The 25,173-nt window shown below is 70.4% G+C and carries 17 protein-coding genes and 1 pseudogene; 14 read left to right on the top strand and 4 right to left on the bottom strand.

Going from position 1 to position 25,173, the window contains the following annotated elements:
- Window positions 1-51: 51 nt before the first annotated feature.
- The gene (locus AC3CF1_RS32270; RefSeq protein ID WP_210927481.1) at window positions 52-333 is read left to right on the top strand and encodes a hypothetical protein; all 282 of its coding nucleotides are present in this window, start codon (window positions 52-54) and stop codon (window positions 331-333) included.
- A gap of 541 nt (window positions 334-874) precedes the next feature.
- Here AC3CF1_RS32270 and AC3CF1_RS32265 read toward each other — a convergent pair.
- A complete protein-coding gene (locus AC3CF1_RS32265; RefSeq protein ID WP_488451976.1) occupies window positions 875-4,057 on the bottom strand; it encodes a penicillin acylase family protein in 3,183 nt (1,060 codons plus the stop codon).
- A gap of 385 nt (window positions 4,058-4,442) precedes the next feature.
- Between AC3CF1_RS32265 and AC3CF1_RS32260 the strand changes: the two are divergent.
- Both AC3CF1_RS32260 and AC3CF1_RS32255 read left to right on the top strand, forming a co-directional pair.
- Window positions 4,443-4,822 (top strand): annotated as a pseudogene (locus tag AC3CF1_RS32260) (glycoside hydrolase family 78 protein); the annotation flags it as partial.
- Window positions 4,823-4,927: 105 nt separating this feature from the next.
- Window positions 4,928-8,101, top strand: coding sequence for a family 78 glycoside hydrolase catalytic domain (locus AC3CF1_RS32255; RefSeq protein WP_488452155.1), 3,174 nt, complete (start codon window positions 4,928-4,930; stop codon window positions 8,099-8,101).
- 69 nt (window positions 8,102-8,170) lie between these two features.
- Here AC3CF1_RS32255 and AC3CF1_RS32250 read toward each other — a convergent pair whose 3' ends face one another.
- Window positions 8,171-9,202 (bottom strand): LacI family DNA-binding transcriptional regulator, encoded by a 1,032-nt coding sequence (locus AC3CF1_RS32250; protein ID WP_488451975.1) that lies wholly within the window; start codon window positions 9,200-9,202, stop codon window positions 8,171-8,173.
- 225 nt (window positions 9,203-9,427) lie between these two features.
- Here AC3CF1_RS32250 and AC3CF1_RS32245 point away from each other — a divergent pair, with 225 nt between their 5' ends.
- The 7 genes from AC3CF1_RS32245 (at window position 9,428) to AC3CF1_RS32215 (ending at window position 18,931) form a co-directional block, all read left to right on the top strand.
- On the top strand, window positions 9,428-10,948 hold the full coding sequence (locus tag AC3CF1_RS32245) for a sugar ABC transporter ATP-binding protein (protein WP_488451974.1): 1,521 nt from the start codon (window positions 9,428-9,430) through the stop codon (window positions 10,946-10,948).
- Window positions 10,945-12,006: an ABC transporter permease gene (locus AC3CF1_RS32240; RefSeq protein WP_488451973.1), complete on the top strand. Its 1,062-nt coding sequence runs from the start codon at window positions 10,945-10,947 to the stop codon at window positions 12,004-12,006. Before AC3CF1_RS32245 ends, AC3CF1_RS32240 begins: the two co-directional genes overlap by 4 nt.
- Window positions 11,996-13,051, top strand: a complete 1,056-nt coding sequence (locus AC3CF1_RS32235) for an ABC transporter permease (protein WP_210927470.1) — start codon at window positions 11,996-11,998, stop codon at window positions 13,049-13,051. The genes AC3CF1_RS32240 and AC3CF1_RS32235 overlap by 11 nt, the downstream gene beginning before the upstream one ends.
- Before the next feature lie 44 nt (window positions 13,052-13,095).
- Window positions 13,096-14,178 carry a rhamnose ABC transporter substrate-binding protein gene (rhaS, locus tag AC3CF1_RS32230; protein WP_488451972.1) on the top strand — a complete coding sequence of 361 codons (1,083 nt, stop codon included), beginning with the start codon at window positions 13,096-13,098 and terminating at the stop codon, window positions 14,176-14,178.
- 65 nt (window positions 14,179-14,243) lie between these two features.
- Window positions 14,244-15,425 (top strand): L-rhamnose isomerase, encoded by a 1,182-nt coding sequence (rhaI, locus tag AC3CF1_RS32225; RefSeq protein ID WP_488451971.1) that lies wholly within the window; start codon window positions 14,244-14,246, stop codon window positions 15,423-15,425.
- A gap of 36 nt (window positions 15,426-15,461) precedes the next feature.
- Entirely contained in the window at window positions 15,462-17,495 is a 2,034-nt protein-coding gene (locus AC3CF1_RS32220; RefSeq protein WP_488451970.1) for a bifunctional aldolase/short-chain dehydrogenase, read from the top strand.
- Window positions 17,495-18,931: a rhamnulokinase gene (locus tag AC3CF1_RS32215; RefSeq protein ID WP_488451969.1), complete on the top strand. Its 1,437-nt coding sequence runs from the start codon at window positions 17,495-17,497 to the stop codon at window positions 18,929-18,931. The genes AC3CF1_RS32220 and AC3CF1_RS32215 overlap by 1 nt, the downstream gene beginning before the upstream one ends.
- 95 nt (window positions 18,932-19,026) lie before the next feature.
- Here the strand turns inward: AC3CF1_RS32215 and AC3CF1_RS32210 are convergent, their stop codons facing one another.
- Window positions 19,027-19,842, bottom strand: a complete 816-nt coding sequence (locus AC3CF1_RS32210; protein ID WP_488451968.1) for a SigB/SigF/SigG family RNA polymerase sigma factor — start codon at window positions 19,840-19,842, stop codon at window positions 19,027-19,029.
- A gap of 391 nt (window positions 19,843-20,233) precedes the next feature.
- Between AC3CF1_RS32210 and AC3CF1_RS32205 the strand changes: the two genes are divergently transcribed.
- Both AC3CF1_RS32205 and AC3CF1_RS32200 read left to right on the top strand, forming a co-directional pair.
- Window positions 20,234-21,382 (top strand): zinc-dependent alcohol dehydrogenase, encoded by a 1,149-nt coding sequence (locus AC3CF1_RS32205; RefSeq protein ID WP_488451967.1) that lies wholly within the window; start codon window positions 20,234-20,236, stop codon window positions 21,380-21,382.
- A 19-nt stretch (window positions 21,383-21,401) separates the two neighbouring features.
- A complete protein-coding gene (locus AC3CF1_RS32200) occupies window positions 21,402-21,977 on the top strand; it encodes a hypothetical protein (protein WP_488451966.1) in 576 nt (191 codons plus the stop codon).
- A 138-nt stretch (window positions 21,978-22,115) separates the two neighbouring features.
- On the opposite strand, the gene AC3CF1_RS32195 is transcribed toward AC3CF1_RS32200, so the two are convergent.
- Window positions 22,116-22,661, bottom strand: coding sequence for a GNAT family N-acetyltransferase (locus AC3CF1_RS32195; RefSeq protein ID WP_354982731.1), 546 nt, complete (start codon window positions 22,659-22,661; stop codon window positions 22,116-22,118).
- Window positions 22,662-22,826: 165 nt separating this feature from the next.
- Between AC3CF1_RS32195 and AC3CF1_RS32190 the strand changes: the two genes are divergently transcribed.
- Together AC3CF1_RS32190 and AC3CF1_RS32185 are read left to right on the top strand one after the other, a co-directional pair.
- The gene (locus AC3CF1_RS32190; protein WP_488451965.1) at window positions 22,827-24,125 is read left to right on the top strand and encodes a carbohydrate-binding protein; all 1,299 of its coding nucleotides are present in this window, start codon (window positions 22,827-22,829) and stop codon (window positions 24,123-24,125) included.
- 133 nt (window positions 24,126-24,258) lie between these two features.
- Window positions 24,259-25,086, top strand: a complete 828-nt coding sequence (locus AC3CF1_RS32185; RefSeq protein WP_088947647.1) for an SAM-dependent methyltransferase — start codon at window positions 24,259-24,261, stop codon at window positions 25,084-25,086.
- The last annotated feature ends 87 nt before the right edge of the window (window positions 25,087-25,173 follow it).

The raw sequence follows: 25,173 nt of genomic DNA, 5'->3' as shown, positions 1-25,173 counted from the left end.
TTCGGCCTCACGACGGTCGGCCCATTCGTGCGGCCCGGCGATGCCTGTCAGATGTTCACGGCGAGCTTCCTGGTCCTCCTGGTCTCCGCGCTGTTCCGCTGGGGCTCCGGCCGGGATGCCGTGATCGGTTCGTTCTTCGTGGTGGCCAAGGTGGCCGCCGCCAGCCTGGCCGGCTCGATCAACGGCGGCGAGTTGGCCACCGGCTTCGCGGTGATGTTCGCCGCCGCCACGCGGTTGGCCCGGACGTCAGCCACGGTCCTTCCGGCCAGTTCCCGCCGTCACGCCAGGTCGGCACCTCGCATGGCCTGGGTGAACGCCCAGGACCGTCGATAGTCGACGCCCGCGTGCTCGCCCGGCCCCTTGCTGAGGATCTGGTCGCACTGGAACAGCTCCTCCGCCCTGACCAGCAACCGCACCCTGCTCAAGCACGGCACCGACGGTGCGCGCCGCCACACCTGCATCGACGTGCACACTCTGCACAAGGGAGACGCGCTCTTCGTCCCGCCGAACATTCCGCACGCCTTCGCCCCCGCCGACGGCCAGGATGCCGACTTCCTCGTCGTGATCACCCCCGGCAAGCCCCGTTTCGACTACTACCGACTGCTGGCCCTCCACGCCGCCGCGGGCGACAGCTCCCGACGAATGAGCCGAGCAGAAATAGGGTGTACGCGCGGACCTCGGGAGACTTCTAACCGCGCCCGTCCGGAGGCTGCTCTTTCGTCAGGTGGAGCAGGTGCCGATGTCGGCGATCGACTTGTCGGCATCCTCGTAGGTGAGGTGATCGAGGTGGTGGTCGGACACGGTCGCACTCCATGGCGCTGCGCACGCCCCGAAAGGGCCGGCGGGTGGTTTCCGCCGGCCCCTCCGGCTGTGGTCACCGTCCGTAGAGCTCGAATTCGTAGAGCGAGAACCCGTACGAGGTGGCCCGCTTGACTCCGTACACCCGCACGTAACGGGCATTGACCGGGGCGAAGGTGGCGTTGTCGACGCCGCCGTTGCCGGAAGTGGTGCTGAACACCGGTTGCCAGGAGGTGCCGTCGCTGGAGACCTCGATCCGGTACTCGCTGCCGTACGCGGCCTCCCAGCGCAGCACCGCCCGACTGACGGTCCGCGTCGAGCCGAGGTCCACCCGGAGCCACTGGTTGTCGTTGTAGCTGCTGGACCACCGGCTGCCGAGGCTGCCGTCGACCGCCTTGTTGGGGGTGTTGCCGGTCAGGAACTGGGTGCTCGACGCGGTGGCCGGACGGCCCTGCGCCAGGTTCGTGAGGTTGTCGCCGCGTCGCGCCGGGAACGAGACGACCTGCTGGTAGGTGGGGCGGTTCTGCCAGGCGATCAGCGGCTGGGTGATGCCGCCCAGCCCGGACTGGGCGATGGAGTCGGCGCACCACTGGTCGCCGGCTCCGCAGGAGGCGTCACCCGGGTAGACCGTGGCGGCGGGCACCGCGGCGGCCTGGCCGAGCGCGTCGAGCAGGGCCTGCCGGCACGCGCCGAGGTTGCCGTTGCCGCAGTACGCGCGCCCCGGCCCGCCGGCGACGGGGTCGCCGAGCACGGTGCGCAGGTCCTTGTCGACGTAGCCCCACCAGCCGTACTGGAACGACGAGCCCTTGTGCGCCTGCCCCTGCGGCGCCCAGCTCACGGTGCCGTCACGGCCGCCATTCTGGCCACCGGACGGCGCCTCGTTCACCTCGATCGCGTCGACCAGGGCGGCGTACAGGTCGGGCCCGAGACCGGGGCGGAACTGGGCTGCGGCCAGGAGCGGCCACCACGCGTCGAAGATCCGGATGGCCTCGGCGTGCTGGTAGACCTTGGAGCCGGGTGCCGTCTCCACCCGGCGGGTGCCGGCCTGCTGCCAGGCCCGCAGTTTGCTCACCGCGGCGGTCAGCGCCGGATCGGTGACCGGCGTGCTGTCGAGCACCCGCAGCAGCTCGCCGAGGACCTGCTGGCCGCGCAGATCGGTCACCGCCGCGTCTGCGGTGATCTTCGCGACGTCGGCGCGGCCGAGCTTGCGTTGGGCGATGGCGGCGCGCACCGGACCGTCCAGCAGTTGAGCCCTGTGCACCGCGCCGTAGCTGAAGTTGCCGTCGGCCGCACCGAAGTCCCGCGCCTGCTTGTTGTTCCAGCTCACGTAGTAGTCCTGGTCGACCGACTGGGGGTGGGCCGACGCCGGGGTGTAGGTCGCGTCGTTGGTGTCCGGGTTCCAGCCCACCCACTCGTAGGCCGGTTCGGCCTTCGTGGGCAGGTTCGGGTCGGCGGTGGAGGGCCGCACCGGGTTCGAGCCGGAGTTGAAGTACGCCGCCTCGGTCGAGTTGACGTAGAACCAGTTGAACGCGTACCCGACGTTCGTGGCGGACGCCTGGAACGCCGCCGCGCTGCCCATCGCCGCCGGGTCGTTGTACGCCTGGAAGCCGATCGCCGAGTCGGCCTCGTGCCGGTAGGTGGAGCGCAGCTTGGTGAACGCGGTCGGCTGCCCGTCGACCAGGCCCCGGTAGGACACCAGCCCGTACTTCGTGCGCAGTGCGCGCAGCGTGTACGAGCCGGCCGGGGTGGAGTCGGCGAGCGTCGGCGACCAGGAGTTGCGCCGCTCCAGTGCCTCCATCGCCAGGCACTGGCCCCGGTAGAGGTAGCGGTTGGAGCGCAGTGTCGGGGCGCTGCCGTCGGTGGTGCACAGCGGCACGGCGTACGTGTCGGTCAGGTCCTGGGAGGCGGAGGTGGCGCTCCAGGCGTAGTCCTGACCACGACCGAGCAGCACGTAGAGGTTCAGTCCGGCGAACGCGGCGCCGCGCGCGCTGATCCCGGGCCCCTGGAGTTCCTGGAGCATGAGCAGCTGCGGGGCGAAGTAGCCGGTCTGCGGGCCGAACACGGCTACCGGGTTGCCGGTGGTGGTGTGCCGACCGGAGACCACCACCGCGTTGGACATGCCGTGCGCGCGCAGGTTGGACAGGCCGCCGAGCAGCCCGTCGGTGGCGGTGCTGGCACCGGCGCGGGCGGCGGCCCCGCCGCTGGGGTCGTAGGCGAGGGGCTCGGCGACGACCGTGCCGGCGTCGGGGAGCACCGCGCTGGTCGCGCGGGGCGGTGTCGCGCCGTACGGGAAGCTCTGCCCGTCGTGCAGCGTCAGCACCGTCTCCGGGTCGTTCTGCGAACGGAACGCCTGCCAGACCCGGTCGCCCTCGGTGGCGCCGTACCTGGCCCGGGCGGCCACCCGGACCAGCGCGGACTGGACCTCGCTGCCACCGCCTCCGCCGAAGAGCCCGCCGACCACACCGGCGGTGGCGATCAGGTCGGTCATGGTGAAGTGCGTCGGCTTGCCGGCACCGGTCAGCACGTACTCGCCGGGGTAGTTGTCGTCGGCGATCGACTTGTCGATGTAGGCGTTGATGCCGGCGATGTAGTCGACCACGTCGGTGTAGAGCTGCTGGCCGCGGGCGCCCTTGAAGCGCAGCGCGTCCACCTGTGCCTGGAGGTCCGTCTCCGAGTAGGGCGAGTTGGCCCAGATGCTCTGCTCCAGCTCACGGTTGCCCGGCGCGCCGCCGGCGAACGAGGTGAGTGTGCCGCGACCGGCGTGCCGCAGCAGGTCCATCACCCAGAGCCGGTCCTGTGCTCCGGCGTAGCCGGCGCCGAACATGGTGCCGGCGCGGGTGGTGCCGGTGACGTGCGGGACGCCGGTGGCCTTGTCCCGCACGATGGTGACGTCCGCGCGCGGTGAGACGGTGCTCTCGACTTGCCCGGCGGGGACGCCGAACGAGGCGTCGTTGTAGAAGTGGGCGATCTGCTCGTCGGTCAGCCCGGCGTAGTTGTAGACCAGGTTCGCGTACTCGTCGAGTTGGTCGCTGGAGTGCGCCGGGCGGGTGCCGAGCGCCTGGTGGGCCAGGATGGCGGCCAGCGTGGCGTTGCCGTTCTGCCCGGGGGGCAGGATGTCCGCGCACTGGCCGAGGCAGTAGTCGTCGGGGGTGAAGGTGGCGGCGAGCGCCGGTGACGGCGGGATGGCCGTCAGGACGCTCGCTGTCAGGACGGCGGTGGTGAGCGCCGCGAGGCGGGCGCGCAGGGCGGGTCTGGGCATGACGGTCCTCCGGGGACGCGGAGTCGGGCCGTTCGGGTACGCCCGGCTGCCGCTGCCGACCTGTCGCCATCCGTGCCCGGGCGTCCTACCCGGAGGCGAGAAAGACTCACGTCGATCTCGACAATGATCGGCACAGGACGACCCTTCGGGATAGTTGTCGTGCACCAGCTGCCAATGCCGACGTTTCGCCGCCCGCCGACGTCGGTTCGAGCCTGCTCATATTGATTGCTGTGAACGTCTTCACTTGACCAACGGGAGCGCGTAATCTTCGTGAAACACATACTGAAACGATTCATCTTTACCCACCGCCCCTCCCCCGTTCCGGGCCAACCACCCCCCTGCGCCCGTGCCGGGAGACCGCCGCCCAGAAGGATGAGGCCCTGGAATGATGCGCAGAACGCGCCGTCGCGCCGCAACCTCCGCGCTTCTCGTGCTGCTGCTCGGCCTGACGCCGTTGGTGGCTACCGGCCCGGCCACCGCAGCGCCGGCAGCCGCGACGCTGACCGCGACCGACCTGACCACCGAACGCGCCACCGAACCGATCGGCCTGGACGTGGCGCAGCCCCGACTCGGCTGGCGCATCGACGCCAGCGCCCGGGGCGTGCTCCAGGAGTCGTACCAGGTGCGCGTCGCCACCAGCGCGGAGCGCCTCAACGCCCCCGATGTCTGGGACAGCGGCCGGGTCCGGTCGCGGCAGAGCGTCCTCGTCCCGTACGCCGGCCCGCAACTGCGACCCGCACCCGGTACGCCTGGCAGGTCCAGGTCTGGGACACCGCCGGCAACGCCTCCGGCTGGAGCACACCCGCGTCCTGGGAGACCGGCGTACGCGGTGGCGCGGGCTGGCAGGCCGACTGGATCGGCATGCCGTCGGTGACCGAGGCCTGGACCGACTACACGGTGCAGACGACGGTACGGCTGGAACGCGACGCGGCCGGGATCTACCTCCGCGCCCGGGGCGCGGCGAACGCGTACATGTGGCAGTTTTCCATCACCAACGGCAGTGCCAAACTGCGCCCGCACGTCCGGGTCAACGGCGCCTGGACCCTGCTCAAGGAGGTGCCGCTCGGTGGAGTCGTCCCGGCCGACAGGCTGACCACGCCGCACACCCTTCGCATCACCGCAGCCGGGAACACCATCACCACCTGGGTTGACGGCACCCAGGTCGACGTCACCACCAGCACCGCGCACCAGGCCGGCTCGGTCGGCCTGCGTACCAACGGGTTGGAGTCCGGGGTCTTCTCCAACTTCTCGGTGACCAGCGGCGGTCAGACGCTCTTCACGGCCCCGCTCACCGACGGGGTGAACCCGTTCGGGGCGGGCACTCCCACCTCGGCCGGCCTGCGGGTCGGCGGGGACACCGAGGCCATGCTCACCGCGCTGGACGCGAACCCACTGCTGCGCCGGGGCTTCCGCGTCGACGGCACTGTCACGCGGGCCCGGATCTACGCCACCGCGCTCGGGGTCTACCAGCTCTCCCTCAACGGCCAGCGCGTCGGCGACCACGAGCTGGCGCCCGGCTGGACCGACTACCACAAGCGGGTGCAGTACCAGACGTACGACGTGACCCGCCAGCTCCAACCGGGCGACAACGCCCTCGGCGCCCTGCTCGGCGACGGGTGGTACGCCGGCAGCATCGCCTGGTTCGGCACCGACAACTACGGCTCCCGGCCGCACCTGAGCGCCCAGCTGGTCATCGACTACACCGACGGACGCAGCGCGACGGTCGGCACCGACGGCTCGTGGCGCGTCACGGGCGGGCCGTTCCTGCAGAGCGACCTCATTCACGGCGAGACCTACGACGCGCGGCGGCTGCCGGCCGGCTGGGACCGGCCCGGGTTCAACGACGCCGGCTGGAAGCCCGCCACCGTCGACGACGTCGACGCCACCGACAAGATCGTCGCCCAGGTCGACCCGCCGGTGCGGGTCACGCAGGAGCTGGCGGCCCGGACGCTGACCCAGCCCACCCCCGGCACCTGGATCTTCGACCTCGGCCAGAACATGGTGGGCAAGGTACGGCTGAAGCTCAACGGCCCGGCCGGCACGACGGTACGCATCCGGCACGCCGAGGTGCTCAACCCGAACGGCACCGCCTACACCGCCAACCTGCGCTCGGCGCGGGCCACCGACCAGTACACGCTGCGAGGTGGCGGGGCCGAGGTCTACCAGCCGACGTTCACCTTCCACGGCTTCCGTTACGTCGAGCTGACCGGCTATCCGGGCACCCCCGACCTGTCCTCGGTCACCGGGCTGGTGATGCACACCGACGGGGACCTCACCAGCGAGTTCCAGACCTCCAACGCCATGGTGAACCAACTGCAGAGCAACATCACCTGGGGGCAGCGCGGCAACTTCCTCTCCATCCCGACCGACACGCCGGCGCGCGACGAGCGGCTCGGCTGGACCGGTGACATCAACGTCTTCGCCAACACCGCGACGTTCAACATGGACAGCCTGACGTTCCTCAGCAAGTGGTTGCAGGACCTGCGCGACGCGCAGTCGGCCAACGGCGCGTACCCCGACGTCGCCCCGCGCGCCTGCTGCGGGGACGGCGCGACCGGCTGGGCCGACGCCGGGATCACCGTTCCGTACGCGCTGTGGCAGCGCTACGGCGACACCCGGGTCGTCGAGGAGCACTACGCGTCGATGGTGCGGTACGCGTCCTGGTTGGAGAGCACCAGTTCGGGCAACCTGCGGACCAACGCCGGTCCGTACCTCGACTGGCTCAACCTTGAGGACCCGACGCCGGCCGGCGTGGTCGGCACCGCCTACTACGCGTACAGCATCCGGCTGCTGGGAGAGTTGGCCGCCGCCATCGGGCGCGACGCCGACGCGACCCGCTACGCGGCGCTGTCCAGGACCATCACCCAGGCGTTCGTCAACGCCTACGTCTCGGCCGACGGCACGGTGCAGGGCGACAGCCAGACCGGGTACGTGCTGGCCATCGGCATGGGCCTGCTGACCGATCCGCTGCGTGCCAGGGCTGCCGACCGGCTGGTCGCCAACGTGCAACGGCACGACTGGCACCTCTCCACCGGCTTCCTCGGCACCCCGGATCTGCTGCCGGCGCTGACCGCCACCGGGCACCTGGATGTCGCCTACCGGCTGTTGCTCAACGACACCTACCCGTCGTGGGGCTACGAGATCGGCAAGGGCGCGACCACGATCTGGGAGCGCTGGGACTCGATCAAACCCGACGGCAGCTTCGGTGACGTGGGGATGAACTCCTTCAACCACTACGCGTACGGCGCGGTGGGCGACTGGATGTACCGGACGGTCGCGGGCATCCAGCCCGACGCCGCCAACCCCGGGTACGAGCACGTCACGTTCGCCCCTCAGCCGGGAGGTGGGCTCACCTCGGCCAAGGCGTCGTACCGCTCGGCGTACGGAACGATCGGCAGTGACTGGGACCTCGACGCACGCGGCGACATGCGGCTGCGTCTCACAGTGCCGCCCAACACCACGGCGACGGTGCGTTTCCCGACGCCCGGGCGTGAGGCGGTCACCGAGGGCGGCCGGCCTGCGGAGCAGGCTGCCGGGGTGCGGTTCGTCCGGATGGACGGCGCGGTCGCCGTGTACGAGATCGGGTCCGGTTCCTACTCCTTCGCTGTCGTCCCACCGACGGGCGCGTACGACCACGTCGATCTCGGCGTCGCGGCGTCCGAGCAGGCGCACCGACTCGCCGCCTCCACCTACTCGGCCACCAGCACCGAGGCCGGGTTGACCCGCCGGTACACCGACACGACCCGCCCCGGCGGTTGGTTCGAGTTCGACCTCGCGGTCAAACCGGGTGAGCCGTTCGCGCTGCGCTCGGTGGAGACGTACGACGGGCCGCAGCTCAAGGACTACCAGGTGATCGTGGACGGCGTGGTGGCCCACACCCGCTCGTGGCAGCGCACCGCGGGCGGGCCGGGCACGGTCAGCTACCAGTTCGTCGTCAACCTGCCCGATGCGACCCGCGACGGCGTGGTGCGGGTGCGGTATCAGGACACGGGCACCGGCTACGACCCGTCGATCGCCGACGTCTGGGCGATGCCCGCGACCTGACCGGGCTGGGTGTTGCGGGAAGGAGCCGGGCGGGCATCCGCCCGGCTCCTCTGTCGTCGGTGCGGCCGGTCAGCGCCGGGTGCGTCGGGGTTGGTCGCTGGATCGGCGTACGACCAGCTCGGGCTGGAACACCACGTGTCGGTGCCGGTGGGTGTCGCCGGACTCGGCCTCTTCGAGCAACAGCTCGGCTGCGGCGCGGCCGAGCTGGTCGCGGGGCTGGCGCACCGACGACAGTGGCACCGCCGCGGCCCCGGCGAACTCGATGTCGTCGTAGCCGACGATGGCCACGTCGATCGGCACCCGCACGCCGCGCGCGGTCAGCTCCTGAAGCACACCGAGCGCGATCAGGTCGTTGGCGCAGAACACGGCGGTCGGGCGCTTGCGGACCGGCAACGCGAGCAGCTCCTCGGCGGCACGCCGGCCAGCGGCGACGGTCAGGCTGGGGGTCACCGCCACCCGAAGGTCAGCGGTGCTGCCGCGGTCCCGCAGAGCTGCGGCGGCCCCGGCGTGCCGGTCGGCAACCTGGGCGATGGTGAGCGGGCCACCGAGGTAGGCGATGCGTTGGTGGCCCTGGTCCAGCAGGTGGTCCATGGCGAGTCGGCCGCCGAGCACGTCGTCGACCGCCACCGAGCATCGGTTTGCCCGGCCCGTTCCCCGGTCCACCAACACCACCGGGATGCCTCGCTCGATGAGCCTGTCCAGGATGGGCTGCGGGCCATGGCCGACCGGGGTGATGAGCACACCACGGACCCGCTGCTCCTCCAGCAGCTCCAGGTGGCGACGCTCCCGGGCGCTGTCCTCGCCGCTGTTGCAGACGACGAGCATGGCGCCAGCCCCCTCGATCGCCTGTTCGGCACCCCGGACCACGTCGGTGAAGAACGGGTTGGCCACGTCCAGGACGACGATCGCGACGGTGCGACTGCGCCCTGCTCGCAGTTGACGAGCGGAGTCGTTGCGGACGTAGCCGAGCGTGGAAATGGCGTCCAGCACCCGTTGACGGGTGGCGGGGGCGACGGTGTCGGGTCGGTTGAGCACGTTGCTCACGGTGCCGAGGGAAACCCCGGCGTGCCGGGCGACCTCCTTGATGTTCGCCGTTGCCATGACTCCCCAGATGCTCCCTACGGTGGTCGCGGCCCGTGCCGACCGGGTCGCTCGGCAGTGTATAGCGCCTAAAACGTTTCATCGAGCGCACTAGCAGCGCTGCGAGCTGGCCCGGAGCCCGCGTCAGCAACGGCGAAGAAATAGCATCGAAAGTCTTGACGCTCTCGGAGACCTACCCCTACCGTCCATGCAAACGACGCATGAAACGATTCAGGAGGGGTTCGGATGACCGCCGACGCACCGGCCAACCCGGCTCCGCTGCTGGTCCTCGACGGCGTGACGAAGTCCTTCGGGGCCGTCGCCGCGCTGCGCGGGGTGCACCTGGCGCTGCACCCTGGTGAGGCGCACGCCCTGGTCGGTGAGAACGGGGCGGGCAAGTCCACTCTGGTAAAGGTGCTGGCCGGCGCACACGCACCGGACTCCGGCTCGATGACCCTGGACGGGCAGCCGTTGCGGCTGCGCGGTCCCGCCGACGCCCGAGCCGCCGGCATCGCGGTCATCTACCAGGAACCGACGCTCTTCCCGGACCTCTCCGTGGCGGAGAACATCTTCATGGGTCGGCAACCGCTGCGCGGTCTGCGTCGTATCGACACCACCGCGATGAACCGCGACGCCGAGCGGCTGTTCCAGCGGCTGGGTGTGCGCATCGACCCGACCCGGCCCGCGCGTGGCCTCTCCATCGCCGACCAGCAGCTCGTCGAGATCGCCAAGGCGATCTCGTTCGACGCCCGCGTCCTGGTCATGGACGAGCCCACCGCCGCGCTCTCCGGTGTGGAGGTCGAACGGCTCTTCGCGGTCGCCCGGTCGCTCTGCGAGGGTGGGGCGGCAGTGCTGTTCATCTCGCACCGGTTCAACGAGGTGTTCGACCTGTGCCACCGCGTCACAGTGCTGCGCGACGGCGCCTGGGTCTCCAGCGACGACGCCGCCGACCTGACCGTCGACGAGGTGGTGCGGCGCATGGTCGGCCGGGACGTCTCCGCGCTCTACCCGAAGCAGGCCGCCGAGCTGCGCGACACCCTGCTCGAGGTCCGTGGGTTGACCCGGGCCGGCGTCTTCACCGATGTGTCGTTCTCCGTCCGGGGTGGGGAGATCGTCGCGCTCGCCGGGCTGGTCGGCGCCGGGCGCAGCGAGGTCGCCCGCGCCGTCTTCGGTGTCGACCGCTACGACACGGGCGAGGTGCTGGTGGCCGGTCGCGCCGTCCCGGCAGGGAACCCGGGCCGGGCGATCGCGGCCGGCATGGCGTTGGTCCCCGAGGACCGACGGCAGCAGGGCCTGGTCATGGAGCTGTCGGTGGAGCGCAACGCCACGCTTGCCCGCCGCCGGGCGCTGAGCCGACTGGGCCTCCTGCTCGGCGGCGCGGAACGCGCCGAGGCCCGCCGCTGGACGCGGCGGTTACAGGTGAAGGCCTCCCGGCTCGGCGCTCCCGTGGCGACCCTCTCCGGGGGCAACCAGCAGAAGGTCGTGCTCGCCAAGTGGCTGGCCACCGAACCACGTGTCCTGATCATCGACGAGCCGACCCGCGGCATCGACGTCGGCACCAAGTCCGAGGTGCACCGACTGCTCTCCGAGCTGGCCGGCGAGGGCCTGGCCATCCTCATGATCAGCAGCGAGCTGCCCGAGGTGCTCGGCATGGCCGACCGGGTTCTCGTCATGCACGAGGGACGACTGGTCCGCGAGCTGCCCCGGGCCGAGGCGGACGAGGCCTCCATCATGTTCGCCGCCACCGGGCAAGGAGCGACCGCATGAGCCTCACCGACGCCGGTGCGCCCGAACGGGCCGGCGGGAACGCCCCGACCCACCCCGGTCGGCAGCGCCGCAGCCTCACCGAACGGCTGTTCGCCGTACGCGAGCTGAGCCTGTTGATCGCGCTCGGCCTGCTGGTCCTGGTGACCACAGTTCGCAACGACAGGTTCCTGAGCGGCCAGAGCATCAAGGACCTGCTGCTGGGCTGCGCGATCCTGGTGATCCTGGCGGTCGGCCAGACCCTGGTCATCGTCACCCGCAACGTCGACCTCTCCGTCGGCTCGATCCTGGGTCTGGTCGCCTTCGCCACCGGCTCGCTGTTCCTCTCCGCACCCGGTACCCCGTGGCCCGTGGCGCTCGTCGTGGGTGTCGCACTGGGCGCGCTGTGCGGCGCGGTCAACGGTGGCCTGATCGCGGTGGCCCGGGTGCCCGCCCTGGTCATCACGCTCGGCACCCTCTACGCCTTCCGCGGCGTCGACTACTACTGGGCGTCCGGCCGGCAGATCAACGCCGCCGACATGCCCCAGTCGTTCCTGCGGCTGGGCAACCAGACGGTGCTCGGCGTACCCGTGCTGTTCCTCGTCGCGCTGGTCGTCGTCGCCGCCGTCGGCTTCTACCTGCGCTCCTACCGCAGCGGCCGGGAGCTGTACGCGATCGGCTCCGAACCGGCCGCCGCCCGACTCTCCGGCATCCCGGTGGGGCGGCGGGTGTTCGCCGTCTTCGTGGCCAGCGGAGCCCTCGCCGGGCTCGCCGGCGTGCTGTACGCGGCCCGGTTCGGCACCCTCGACGCGGCCGCCGGCAGTGGCCTGGAACTCCAGGTCGTGGCCGCCGCCGTGGTCGGCGGGGTGGCGATCTTCGGAGGCAGCGGCAGCGCCTACGGCGCGGCACTCGGTGCCGTGCTGCTGACGACGATCGGCAGCTCGCTCGCCGTCCTGCGCATCGACCCGTTCTGGCAGCAGGCCGTGGTCGGCGCACTCATCCTCGCCGCCATCGGGCTGGACCGGCTCCTGGCCCTGCGGGTGGCGGCCCGGCTCCGAGGGAGAAGCGCGCATGGCGCATGACAGCCTGTACGCCGCACCGACCACCGCCGAGGCCGAGCCCGGAGCGGACCGCCTCGCCGGCCTGCGCGGGCTGTTCGGCTCCTGGGACGCGGTGATCGTCGCTGCCCTCGTGGTGGCCGTGCTGGTCGCGAGCCTGACCGTGGAGAACTTCGCCACCGGCCGCAACGCCCAGTTCCTGCTGCTGGACCTGATGCCGCTGGCGCTCATCGCGCTGCCGATGACCCTGATCGTGATCACCGGTGAGATCGACCTCTCGGTGGCCAGCATGGTCGGGCTGTGCAGCACGCTGATGGGGCAGCTCTGGCTCTCCAGTGGGCTGTCCCTGGAGTTGATCTGTGTTCTCGTGGTGCTGCTGGGCGCCGTGCTCGGCGCGGTGAACGGTCTCTTCGTCACCGGCTTCGGTCTGCCGTCACTGGCGGTGACCATCGGCACGCTCGCCCTCTACCGGGGGTTGTCCTTCGTGGTGCTCGGCGACCAGGCGGTCGCGGACTTCCCGGCCGACTGGACCGCTGCCGCGGTGCGCGCCATCCCCGGCACGTCGATCCCGGTCGTGGTGGTCCCGCTGCTGCTGCTCGCCGTGGTCTTCGGCGTCGTGCTGCACGCCACCGCCGCCGGTCGCGCGCTCTACGCCATGGGGAACAACGACCAGGCCGCCACGTTCACCGGCGTCTCGGTGGCCCGGACGAAGTTCTGGCTCTTCGTGGTCTCCGGTGCGGTGTGCGGGCTGGTCGGCATCTTCTGGACGCTGCGGTACGCCAGCGCCCGCGGCGACAATGCCACCGGCCTGGAGCTGACAGTGGTGACCGCCGTGCTGCTCGGCGGTGTCTCGATCTTCGGCGGCCGGGGTGCTCTGCTCGGTGTGGTGGCCGGTGTGCTGCTCCTCGGCGTCCTGCGCAACGCGCTGCAACTCGCCGACGTCGACGCCAACGCGCTGACGATCGTCACCGGCAGCCTGCTCATCGCATCCGTCGTGCTGCCCAACGCCGTCGCGGACGTCCGCGCCCGGTTGCACCGCCGACGACAGCGGCACCCCGTCGCTTCGTGACGCTCCCCCGCACACCCACCACCCACCCCCCGGAAAGGTCGACGATGTCCGCATACCGCAGAGGCCCCCGGGTCGGGGCCACCAGCCTCGCCCTCGCCGCACTGCTGCTCAGCGCCGCCTGTGGCGGCACCACCCGGGACAACTCCAACGACGACGCCGGCGCCGGCAACAAGGCGAGCGGCGCCGCCAACCCGGACGCCGTCATCAAGGCAGGGTTGAAGATCGCCTTCCTGCCGAAGGCCCTGAACAACCCCTACTTCACCGTCTCGGACAACGGTGGCAAGGACGCCGTCACCGAGTTCAAGGGCGAGTTCAAGGAGGTCGGCCCCTCCGAGGCCAGCGCCTCCTCCCAGGTCAGCTACATCAACACCCTGTCCCAGCAGGGCATGGACGTGATCGTCACCTCCGCCAACGACCCGAACGCGATCTGCGGGGCGCTCAACCAGGCGAAGGCGGCCGGCGCGAAGATCGTCACCTTCGACTCCGACACCAAGCCGGAGTGCCGCCAGATCTTCGTCAACCAGGTGACCGCCGAGGGCATCGCCGAGAACCAGGTCAAGCTCATCTCGCAGCAGATCGGCGGCGAGGGTGAGATCGCCATCCTCTCCGCCACCGCCAACGCGACCAACCAGAACGCCTGGATCGCGCTGATGAAGACCGAGCTGGCGAAGCCCGAGTACAGCAAGATCAAGCTGGTCACCGTGGCGTACGGCAACGACGACGACCAGAAGTCCTTCCAGGAGACCCAGGGTCTGCTCCAGTCGTACCCCAACCTCAAGGGCATCATCTCGCCGACCACTGTCGGTGTCGCGGCGGCCGGCCGTTACCTCAGCGGGTCGCAGTACAAGGGCAAGGTCAAGCTGACCGGTCTGGGCACCCCGAACCAGATGCGCCAGTACGTCAAGGACGGCACCGTCGACGCGTTCGCCCTGTGGAGCCCGGCCGACCTCGGCTACCTCGCCGCGTACGCCGGCGCGGCACTGGCCTCCGGTCAGATCACCGGCGCCGAGGGCGACAAGTTCAAGGCCGGCAAGCTCGGCGAGTTCACCGTCGGCAAGGAGGGTGTGGTCATCCTCGGCCCGCCCACGGTCTTCGACAAGAACAACATCGACCAGTTCCAGTTCTGATCGCCCTCCCGGTCGGTGCCGGCACACGTCGTGCACCGACCGGGGGAGCCGACGGGAGAGACATCATGACGCAGCCCGACGCGCGGACCCTCGAACGGGTCAAGCTGGCTCTGCGCTCGCAGCGCATCGAGACGCCATCCTGGGCGTACGCCAACTCCGGGACCCGCTTCAAGGTCTTTCCGCAGGAGGGGGTGCCGCGCAATCCGTACGAGAAGGTCGCCGACGCGGGGGTCGTCCACCAGCTCACCGGCGTCGCACCCACTGTGGCGCTGCACATCCCGTGGGACCGTGTCGACGACTACGCCGACCTGGCCGCGTTCGCCGGGGATCACGGCGTCGCTCTGGGCGCGATCAACGCCAACGTCTTCCAGGACAACGACTACAAGCTGGGCAGCGTCACCAACCCGGATCCGGGGGTGCGCCGCAAGGCCATCGACCACCTGCTCGAGTGTGTCGACATCATGGACCGCACCGGTTCCCGTGATCTGAAGCTCTGGTTCTCCGACGGCACCAACTACCCCGGGCAGGACGACATCCGCGCCCGGCAGGACCGGCTCGCGACGGCGCTACACGAAACCTACGACCGGCTCGGCGACGATCAACGGCTGCTGCTGGAGTACAAGCTGTTCGAGCCGGCCTTCTACGCCACCGACGTGCCGGACTGGGGCACCGCGTACGCGCACTGCCTGGAGCTCGGCCCGAAGGCCCAGGTGGTCATCGACACCGGCCACCACGCACCGGGCACGAACATCGAGTTCATCGTGGCGTTCCTGCTGCGCGCCGGGAAGCTCGGCGCGTTCGACTTCAACTCGCGCTTCTACGCCGACGACGACCTGATGGTCGGGTCCGCGGACCCGTTCCAGCTGTTCCGGATCATGTACGAGATCGTCCGGGGCGACGCGTTGGCGCCGGAGGCCGGCATCGCGTTCATGCTCGACCAGTGCCACAACATCGAGGCGAAGATCCCGGCCATCGTCCGCTCGGTGCTCAACGTGCAGGAGGCGACGGCGAAGGCGTTGCTCGTCGACGCGGACGCGCTGGCCGCCGCGCAACGCAGCGGTGACGTGCTCGCCGCCAACGCCGTGCTGATGGACGCGTACAACACCGACGTCCGACCGCTGCTCGCCGAACTCCGTACAGACCTGGGGCTCGATCCGGACCCGATGGCCGCGTACGCCCGCTCCGGCTACTTCGACCGGATCCGCGCCGAACGCGCCGGCGGCCAGCAGGCCGGCTGGGGCGCCTGACCACGCTTGAGAAACGCAGACTGGGGACGTGAGGACATGCAATCCGAGGTTCAGGCCCTGATCGCGCGCAGCAACCGGCTCGGCGCCGACCCGACCACGACGAACTACGCCGGGGGCAACACCTCCGCCAAGGGCGCGGCCACCGACCCGGTCACCGGTGGCCCGGTCGAGCTGCTCTGGGTGAAGGGCTCCGGCGGTGACCTCGGCACCCTCACCCCGTCCGGGTTGGCCGCTCTGCGGTTGGACCGGCTCCGCGCGCTCGTCGACGTCTACCCCGGCATCGAGCGGGAGGACGAGATGGTCGCCGCGTTCGACTACTGCCTGCACGGCCGGGGCGGAGCCGCGCCGTCCATCGACACCGCCATGCACGGGCTCGTCGACGCCGCGCACGTCGACCACCTGCACCCCGATGCCGGGATCGCGATCGCCGCCGCCGCCGACGGGCCGGAGCTGACCAAGGAGATCTTCGGCGACCGGGTGCTGTGGGTGCCCTGGCGGCGGCCCGGCTTCCAGCTCGGCCTGGACATCGCCGCGGTGGCTCGGGCCAACCCGCAGGCGATCGGCGTGATCCTCGGCGGTCACGGCATCACCGCCTGGGGCGCGACCAGCGACGAGTGCGAGCACAACTCACTGGAGATCATCCGGTCCGCGCAGGCTTACCTCGACGAGCGGGGTCGCGCCGAGCCTCTCGGGTCGGTCATCGCCGGCTACGAGCCGCTGCCCACCGACGAACGCCGACGTCGAGCGGCGGCGCTGTTCCCGGTGCTGCGGGGCCTGGCGTCCACCGACCGGCCGCAGGTCGGCCACTTCACCGACAGTGACGTGGTGCTCGACTTCGTGGCGCGGGAGAAGCACCCCGCCCTCGCCTCCCTCGGCACCTCCTGCCCGGACCACTTCCTGCGCACCAAGGTCCGCCCGATGGTGCTCGACCTGCCGCCCACCGCGCCTGTCGAGGAGGTGATCGCCCGCCTTCGGGAGCTGCACAGCGCCTACCGCGACGACTACCGCGCCTACTACGAACGACACGCCGACGCGGACAGCCCGCCGATGCGGGGCGCCGATCCGGTCGTGGTCCTGGTGCCCGGTGTGGGGATGTTCAGCTTCGGCGCCAACAAGCAGACCGCCCGCGTCGCCGGCGAGTTCTACGTCAACGCGATCAACGTGATGCGTGGCGCGGAAGCCGTGTCGCGGTACGCGCCCATCGACGAGGCTGAGAAGTTCCGGATCGAGTACTGGGCCCTGGAGGAGGCGAAACTTCAGCGGATGCCGAAGCCGAAGGCCCTCGCCACGCGGGTCGCGTTCGTCACCGGCGGTGGCTCCGGGATCGGCCGGGCGATCGCCCACCGACTCGCCGCCGAGGGCGCGTGTGTCGTGGTCGCCGACCGGGACGCACAGGCGGCCACCGCCGTCGCCGCAGAGATCGGCACCACCGACGTGGCAGTTGCCGTCGCGGCTGACGTCAGCGACGGTGACGCCGTGGCCGCTGCCCTGCGCGAGGCGGTGCTGGCCTTCGGCGGGGTGGACCTGGTCGTCAACAATGCCGGGCTGTCGCTGTCCAAGTCGTTGCTGGAGACGACCGAGGCCGACTGGGACATCCAGCACGACGTGATGGCGAAGGGCTCGTTCCTCGTCTCCCGGGAGGCCGCACGCGTGCTGCTGGCGCAGGGGATGGGCGGCGACATCGTCTACATCTCCAGTAAGAACTCCCTGTTCGCCGGCCCGAACAACGTGGCCTACGGTGCGGCGAAGGCCGACCAGGCCCACCAGGTCCGGCTGCTCGCCGCCGAACTAGGCGGCCACGGCATCCGGGTCAACGGTGTCAACCCGGACGGGGTGGTCCGCGGCTCCGGCATCTTCGCCGGAGGATGGGGTGCACAGCGGGCGGCCGTCTACGGCGTGCCGGAGGAGAAGCTGGGCGAGTTCTACGCCCAGCGCACCCTGCTCAAGCGCGAGGTGCTGCCCGAGCACGTCGCCAACGCGGTCTTCGTGCTCACCGGCGGCGAGCTGTCGCACACCACGGGCATGCACGTCCCGGTGGACGCCGGTGTCGCAGCGGCCTTCCTCCGCTGATGACCGCCGTGCGACTGGCCGCCGTGGACGTGGGCGCGTCCAGCGGTCGGGTCATGCTCGCGCGCGTCGGGCCGGGGAGGTTGGAGCTCGTGGAGGCGCACCGGTTCCGCAACGAACCGGTGCGGGTCGCGGGCACCCTGCACTGGGACATCCTGGCGCTCTACCGGGGTGTGCTGGAAGGGCTCAGGGCTGCCGGCCCGGTCGCCGGCATCGGCATCGACACCTGGGCGGTCGACTACGGGCTGCTCGACGCCACCGGCGCTCTGCTCGGCAACCCGGTGCACTACCGCGACGAACGAACCGACGGCGTCAGCGACCGGGTGGCGCAGCAGCTCGGATCGGAGCGGCTCTATGCCACGACCGGGCTGCAACACCTGCCCTTCAACACCCTCTACCAGCTCGCCGCCGCCGCCGGCACACCCCAGCTGGAGGCCGCGCACACGCTGCTGCTGATCCCGGACCTCGTCGCGTACTGGCTCACCGGTGAGGTCGGCGCCGAAGTCACCAACGCCTCCACCACCCAGCTGTACGACCTGCGTCGCCGCGCCTGGGCGACCGACCTGATGACCGACGCCGGGATCCGCAGCGAGCTGTTCCCGCCGCTGCGCGAGCCGGGCACCCGGATCGGCCCGGTCCTGCCCGCGCTCGACCTACCCGGATCGCCCGACGTCATGGCGGTGGGATCGCACGACACGGCCTCCGCGGTGGTGGGTGTGCCGGCGGTCGATGGGCACTTCGCCTACATCTCCTGCGGCACCTGGTCCCTGGTCGGGGTCGAGCTGGACGCCCCGGTTCTCAGCGAGCCCAGCCGGCGGGCCAACTTCACCAACGAATCCGGCGTCGACGGCACGATCCGCTACCTGCGTAACGTGATGGGCCTCTGGCTGTTGCAGGAGTCGCTGCGTACCTGGGGCACCACGGACCTGCCCGCCCTGCTCCGGCAGGCGGCAGAGGAGCCGGCCTTCCGCTCCGTCGTGGACCCGGACGACCCCACCTTCCTGTCGCCCGGCGACATGCCCGCACGCATCAACCGCGCCTGTTCGCGCATCGGGGAGCCCGTGCCGGACAGCCCGGCAGCCACGGTCCGGTGCATCCTGGACAGCCTCGCGCTGGCGCACCGGCGCGCCGTCTGGCAGGCGCAACGGCTCTCGGGTCGGCACGTCGACGCCGTACACGTCGTCGGCGGTGGCGCCCGCAACGACCTGCTGTGTCAGCTCACCGCCGACGCCTGCGGCCTGCCGGTGCTCGCCGGGCCGGTCGAGGCCACCGCACTGGGCAACGCGCTGGTGCAGGCCCGCGCCCTCGGCGTGATCGGCGGTGACCTGGCGTCGCTGCGGTCCGTGCTGCGCGAGACCCAACAGATCGTGCGGTACGAGCCACGCGGCGACACCGCGGCGTGGCGGGCGGCTGCCCGACGCCTCGGATGGGACGACTGACGCGGCGAACAGCCCCGTTCGTCACGTGCCGGCTGGGCGCCGTCGGCCCTGCGGCGGCCGGTTCCACCGACCGCCGCAGAGCAGCGACCCGCTCCTTATCGCGTGGAAGCGAGCTGCACCCTCAGCTTGGTCAGCGCGCGGGTCAGCAGCCGGGAGACGTGCATCTGTGACACCCCGACCTGCTCGGCGATCTCCTGCTGCGTCAGGTTGCCGTGAAAGCGCAGTGCGACGACCTTCTGCTCCCGGTCGTCAAGGCGCGCGAGGGCCGACCCGAGAGCCACCCTCAGCTCGGCGAGGGCGAGTTCGTTGTCGTCGCCACCGAGGGTGTCGCCCAGCTCCCTGTGTGTGGTGCCGTCGCCGATCGGGATGGACAGTGAGACCGCGTTGTAGGCGCGGGCACCTTCCAGCCCTTCGAGGATCTCCTCCTCCGTGAGGTCCAGATGTCGGGCGACGTCGGTGACGGTCGGCGAGCGGCCCAGCAACTGGCTGAGGGTGTTGTTGGCCTCAGCGATGGCCATGCGTCGCTCCTGCAGGCGCCGGGGAACGCGGACGTCCCAGGTGCGGTCACGAAAGTGGCGCTTGATCTCCCCCACGATGGTGGGGATCGCGTAGTTGGCGAAGTCGATCCCACGTGACGGGTCGAACCTGTCGATCGCGTTGATCAGGCCCAGTGCCGCCGTCTGGGTCAGGTCCTCGCTCGGCTCGCCCCGACCGCAGTAACGCCGGGCGAGGTGATTGGCCAGCGGGAGCCAGGCCTCGATGGCGCGGGCCCGGGCGGCGGGCCTGGACGGGTGGTCAGCCGGCAGCGCGATCAGCACGGTGAGGAGGTGGCTGGCTGGCGATTCAGGCGCGGTGCAGCGGTCAGCCAGGCTGTACGTCGGCGCGGGCCGACTCGTCGAGGTGGTGATCATGGGCTTCCTCCGCTGTCCGAGGTGGGCGTTGTCGCGACCCCCGCGTGGGGACCGCACAGTGCCTGGACCAGGACGGGCCGTCAGCCCCCCGCACACCTGCGTCGATGGACATCAGGTGGGCCTTCGCGGCCGCTGCGGTTGCTGGATCGTCGGTCACGTGCGGACCTCCCGGAATCCGGGATCGTGTCGGGCACGTGGCTTGACCCACAGGAGAGCGTAGAACGGTCGGCGGCGTTCTGCCACCGGTCGTCGTCGCCCCGGCCTGAGCCGGCGGCATGGAGCTCATCCCGGCGCCGGTTTGTGGGCAGAGGACAGGGGTACCGATTTCGCAGTGCTTCGGACGGAACCCGGGCCGACACATCCGCTACCCCTTCGGTCCAGGAGGCAGCCAATGCGAGCAACGGTCTACCGCGGTCCCTACCGCCTGCGCGTGCAGGAGAAGGACCGCCCCGCCATCGAGCATCCCAACGACGCGATCATCAAGGTGACGCGTGCGGCGATCTGCGGTTCTGACCTGCACCTCTACCACGGAATGATGCCCGACACCCGGGTCGGGATGACCTTCGGTCACGAGTTCGTCGGCGTGGTCGACGAGGTCGGTCCGTCGGTGCGCAACGTCCAGCCGGGTGACCGGGTCATGGTTCCCTTCAACGTCTACTGCGGGTCGTGCTTCTTCTGCGCCCGAGGTCTGTTCAGCAACTGCCACAACGTCAACCCCAACGCCACCGCCGTCGGCGGCATCTACGGCTACTCGCACACCTGCGGCGGCTACGACGGCGGCCAGGCGGAGTACGTCCGGGTGCCGTTCGCCGACGTCGGCCCGAGTGTGATCCCCGAGTGGATGGACGACGACGACGCCGTCCTGCTCACCGACGCGCTCGCCACCGGCTACTTCGGGGCCCAGCTCGGCGACATCGTCGAGGGTGACGTGGTCGTGGTCTTCGGTGCCGGACCCGTGGGCCTGTACGCCGCGAAGTCGGCCTGGCTGATGGGTGCCGGCCGGGTCATCGTCATCGATCACCTCGACTATCGGCTGGAGAAGGCGGCGTCGTTCGCCCACGCCGAGACCTACAACTTCGGCGAGTACGACGACATCGTCGTGCACCTGAAGAAGATCACCGACCACCTGGGCGCCGACGTGGCCATCGACGCCGTCGGAGCCGAGGCCGACGGCAACCTCCTGCAGCACGTCACTGCCGCGAAGCTGAAGCTGCAGGGTGGCTCCCCGGTCGCCCTCAACTGGGCGATCGACTCGGTCCGCAAGGGCGGCAACATCTCGGTGATGGGCGCGTACGGGCCGATGTTCAGCGCCGTGAAGTTCGGCGACGCGCTGAACAAGGGGCTGACTCTGCGGATGAACCAGTGCCCGGTGAAGCGTCAGTGGCCGCGCCTGTTCGAGCACATCCGCAACGGCCACCTCAAGCCCAGCGACATCGTGACCCACCGGATCCCGCTGGAACACATCGCCGAGGCGTACCACATCTTCTCCGCCAAGCTCGACGGCTGCATCAAGCCGCTGATCGTTCCGAACGCCGCCTGACCGGACCGGGAGACCGACCATGCCCTACACAGCCGACAAGCCGAAACTGGCCGAATCCAGCGACGAGCTGCGTGCGCGTATCCCCGGGTGGGGTGTCGACCTCGACCCGAAGGACCGGCCTTCGGTGCCGAAGGAGCGGTTCGACCCGACTCTCAACGGTGCGCACTGGGAGTTCCCCGAACGGCAGCCTGAGAAGTGGCCGAGGGAGAGGTCGATCGAACACAAGTTCCTCACCCCGGTCTTCGGCACCTCGTGCCCACCCAAGGGGCTCTCCGGGCTGATCCGCCGATACTCCTACCGCACCTACAGCGAGGGACGCGCCGCTCACTGGCTGCTCCTGCTCGCCGCCGACCGGGTGGACGTGGTCGAGAGCACCTTCGCTTCGTTCCTGAGCCGCCATCCCGACAACCCGGTCACCGAGACCGGCGTCCTGAGTGAATTCACCCACCACGGTCTCCCGTCACGGCTGCGCGGCAAGCGGGTCGACCGCGCACACCACCTGCTCGACCCGGTCCTCGTCGCCGCACCCTGGGTGCTGGCCGCAGGGGTCGGCTATCTGGCCCTCCGTCGAGTCGCCAGCCGCGGGCGAGACTAGGGCCCGTTTCGCAAGGACTGGTCGGCCGTCGACGAGCATGGTTCGGCGACGGTCGACCGGCTCCACCGCCCGGCGACCCGGGTGCAGCGCCGGGCGACCGCCGCAACAGCAGGCCCGACACCACCGACGCGATCCGTCCTACAGGTCCATGGCGTACACCCGGACCTGGCGGCCGGTGTCCGGCTGCACGGTCTCGCGCTCCAGCGACATGCCCAGCTTGACCATCACCCGGGCGGACGCCTCGTTGCCGACTATGTGGATGCTGACCAGCCGCCGCAGGGCGAGCTCGGCCCGAGTGTGGGCGACAACGGCCTGGGCCGCTTCGGTGGCCAGGCCCCGGCCCCAGTACGCGCGACCGAGCCGCCAGCCGATCTCCACGGCCGGCATGATCTCGGGTAGGAAGGTCGGCACGGCCAGTCCGGTGAAACCGGCCAGCTCGCCGGTCTCCTTGATCTCCACCGCATACAGGCCGAAGCCGTGCTCGTCCCAGTGCCGCTGATAGTTGGCCAGACGCTTTGCGGTCGCGGCCCGGTCCAGCGTGTGGCCATCATGGATGTAGCGCATCACCTCGGGCTGCGCGTTGACCGCGGCGAGCCCGTTCAGATCATCGCTTCGCCAGCGGCGCAGAAGCAGTCGCGGAGTCTCCAGGGACGTGGCACCAGCAGAACTCGTCGGGTCGGACACGTCCTCTTCGTAGCAGATCGGCACTCCCCCAACTTCCCGGGATCTGTAAACAACCCTTGATATTAAACTTCACGAACGTCAATATGTGGAGGTCGCGGGTCGCCGAAGCCTGGGGAGTGAGCCATGAGGAGCCGTCGGATTTTCGCAGTGGTAGCCGGGGCGGCGATGACCCTCACGGCCGCCGTCGCCTTCGTACCCAGCAGCATGGCGGCCGTGTCCTCGGCCACCGCCGTCCCGATGGTCGCCTGCACCGCCCCGGCCTGGGCCGAGGGCACCACCTACCAGGCGGGCGGCCAGGTCACCTACGGCGGCCGGCTCTACCAGGCACTGGTCACCCACACCGCGCACCCCGGCGCCGGCTGGAACCCCGCCGCGACCCCCTCGCTGTGGCGCGACCTGGGCGCGTGCTCGGGAAGCACCCCTCCCCCGACCACCCCACCACCGACGACCCCTCCCCCGACCACCCCACCACCGACCACCCCTCCCCCCACCACGCCGCCGCCAACCGGGGGGACCTGCGCGGTGAAGTCGCGGCCCACCGGCAAGGTGTTGCAGGGCTACTGGGAGAACTGGGACGGCGCCTCCAACGGCGTACACCCCGGCCTCGGCTGGATCCCGATCACCGACAGCCGGCTCAACCAGCACGGCTACAACGTGATCAACGCGGCGTTCCCGGTGATCCGCTCAGACGGCACGGTCCTCTGGGAGAACGGCATGGACGCTGGCGTGAAGGTGGCCACCCCGGCCGAGATGTGCCAGGCCAAAGCGGCCGGCGCCACCATCCTGATGTCGATCGGCGGTGCCGCCGCGGGCATCGACCTGAGCTCCACCGCGGTCGCCGACCGGTTCATCGCGACGATCGTGCCGATCCTGACCGCCTACCACTTCGACGGCATCGACATCGACATCGAGACCGGCCTGACCGGCAGCGGCAACATCAACACCCTGTCGGCGTCGCAGGCCAACCTGATCCGGATCATCGACGGCGTGCTGGCACGGATGCCGTCGAACTTCGGCCTGACCATGGCACCGGAGACCGCCTACGTCACCGGCGGCAGCGTGGTCTACGGCTCGATCTGGGGCTCGTACCTGCCGATCATCAAGAAGTACGTGGACAACGGCCGGCTCTGGTGGCTGAACATGCAGTACTACAACGGCAGCATGTACGGCTGTGCCGGCGACTCGTACCCGGCGGGCACCGTTCAGGGCTTCACCGTGCAGACGCAGTGCCTCAACAACGGCCTCACCATCCAGGGCACCACCATCCGCGTCCCGTACGACAAGCAGGTCCCGGGCCTGCCCGCCCAGATCGGGGCCGGCGGCGGCCACATGTCGACGTCGCTGGTCACGCAGGCCTGGAACTCCGTGCCCGGCCTCAAGGGCCTGATGACCTGGTCGGCGAACTGGGACGGGTCGAAGAGCTGGACGTTCGGCGACAACGTGAAGCGCCTACAGGGCCGCTGACTGGTGATGGGACGATCGCTGGGAGCGATACCAGGCGGGGCGGAATTCAACCCTCCCGATCGCTACACTCGCCGCAATGCCGGCACCGCCCGCAGACCTCAGCCTGCGCCATCCCCATCGAATGGAGACGCCTGTGACCCGCGACAAGGCGGCACCCCCCGGCATCGACCCCAACATTCCCAGCGTGGCGCGGGTCTATGACTTCTTCCTGGGGGGCAAGGACAACTTCGAGGTCGACCGAAAGGTCGCCGAGCACGCCCTGCGGATCACACCGGACGGGCCGGCAGCCGGCCAGGCGAACCGGGCCTTTCTGCGTCGGGTGATCCGCTTCCTTGTCACCGAGGCGGGCATCGACCAGTTCCTCGACATTGGATCGGGGCTGCCCACCCAGGGCAACGTGCACGAGGTCGCCACCGAGCAGAACCCGAAGGCTCAGGTGGTGTATGTGGACAATGACCCGATCGTCCTGACACACGGACGGGCCCTGCTCGCCGCGGAGGGCACCGCGACGGTGATCCAGGCGGACATCCGGGAGCCGGACGCGATCCTCAACCACCCGGACGTACGTCGGTTCCTCGACTTCGACCGGCCGATCGGGTTGCTGCTCTTCGCGATCCTGCACCACCTCGGCGACGACGAGGACCCGCGAGCGGTGGCGGCCGCGTTGATCGACGCACTGCCCTCCGGCAGCTACGTGGCGATCTCGCACTTCCGCGACCCGGGCGAGCGAGACCCGGAGGGCTCCCGCAAGGCCCGCGAGGTCGAGCGGATCTTCAACGAGTCGCTGGGCACCGGCCGCTGGCGCACCGACGAGGAGATCCTCTCGTTCGCCGATGGGCTGACCGTGCTGGAGCCGGGGCTGGTGCCGCTGGCCGAGTGGCGCCCAGAGCCGGACGCACCGGCGGCGGTGCAGACCGACACCTATCACACCTTTGTCGGGCTCCTCGCCCGCAAACCGTAGGCTCCAGCTTTCCGTTGAGGTCCGTCGGCGAGGGCGCGCCCCGCCGACGGACGCATCAGATGACCCGGGCGAGAAAAAGTCCCGCCA

It is taken from the genome of Micromonospora sp. MGP-C2 (genome assembly GCF_057766525.1).
The sequence above is the reverse complement of the archived record's forward strand: the minus strand, read 5'-3'. Positions and strand labels throughout refer to the sequence as shown.

Excerpts from the sequence above, each read along its gene's own strand:
- AC3CF1_RS32245 (WP_488451974.1), top strand. The coding sequence starts at position 9,428 with ATGACCGCCGACGCACCGGCCAACCCGGCTCCGCTGCTGGTCCTCGAC.
- AC3CF1_RS32250 (WP_488451975.1), bottom strand. The coding sequence starts at position 9,202 with ATGGCAACGGCGAACATCAAGGAGGTCGCCCGGCACGCCGGGGTTTCC.
- AC3CF1_RS32240 (WP_488451973.1), top strand. The coding sequence starts at position 10,945 with ATGAGCCTCACCGACGCCGGTGCGCCCGAACGGGCCGGCGGGAACGCC.
- AC3CF1_RS32210 (WP_488451968.1), bottom strand. The coding sequence starts at position 19,842 with ATGATCACCACCTCGACGAGTCGGCCCGCGCCGACGTACAGCCTGGCT.
- AC3CF1_RS32270 (WP_210927481.1), top strand. The coding sequence starts at position 52 with ATGTTCACGGCGAGCTTCCTGGTCCTCCTGGTCTCCGCGCTGTTCCGC.
- AC3CF1_RS32265 (WP_488451976.1), bottom strand. The coding sequence starts at position 4,057 with ATGCCCAGACCCGCCCTGCGCGCCCGCCTCGCGGCGCTCACCACCGCC.
- AC3CF1_RS32190 (WP_488451965.1), top strand. The coding sequence starts at position 22,827 with ATGACCCTCACGGCCGCCGTCGCCTTCGTACCCAGCAGCATGGCGGCC.
- AC3CF1_RS32215 (WP_488451969.1), top strand. The coding sequence starts at position 17,495 with ATGACCGCCGTGCGACTGGCCGCCGTGGACGTGGGCGCGTCCAGCGGT.
- AC3CF1_RS32205 (WP_488451967.1), top strand. The coding sequence starts at position 20,234 with ATGCGAGCAACGGTCTACCGCGGTCCCTACCGCCTGCGCGTGCAGGAG.
- rhaI (WP_488451971.1), top strand. The coding sequence starts at position 14,244 with ATGACGCAGCCCGACGCGCGGACCCTCGAACGGGTCAAGCTGGCTCTG.
- AC3CF1_RS32220 (WP_488451970.1), top strand. The coding sequence starts at position 15,462 with ATGCAATCCGAGGTTCAGGCCCTGATCGCGCGCAGCAACCGGCTCGGC.
- AC3CF1_RS32235 (WP_210927470.1), top strand. The coding sequence starts at position 11,996 with ATGGCGCATGACAGCCTGTACGCCGCACCGACCACCGCCGAGGCCGAG.
- AC3CF1_RS32200 (WP_488451966.1), top strand. The coding sequence starts at position 21,402 with ATGCCCTACACAGCCGACAAGCCGAAACTGGCCGAATCCAGCGACGAG.
- rhaS (WP_488451972.1), top strand. The coding sequence starts at position 13,096 with ATGTCCGCATACCGCAGAGGCCCCCGGGTCGGGGCCACCAGCCTCGCC.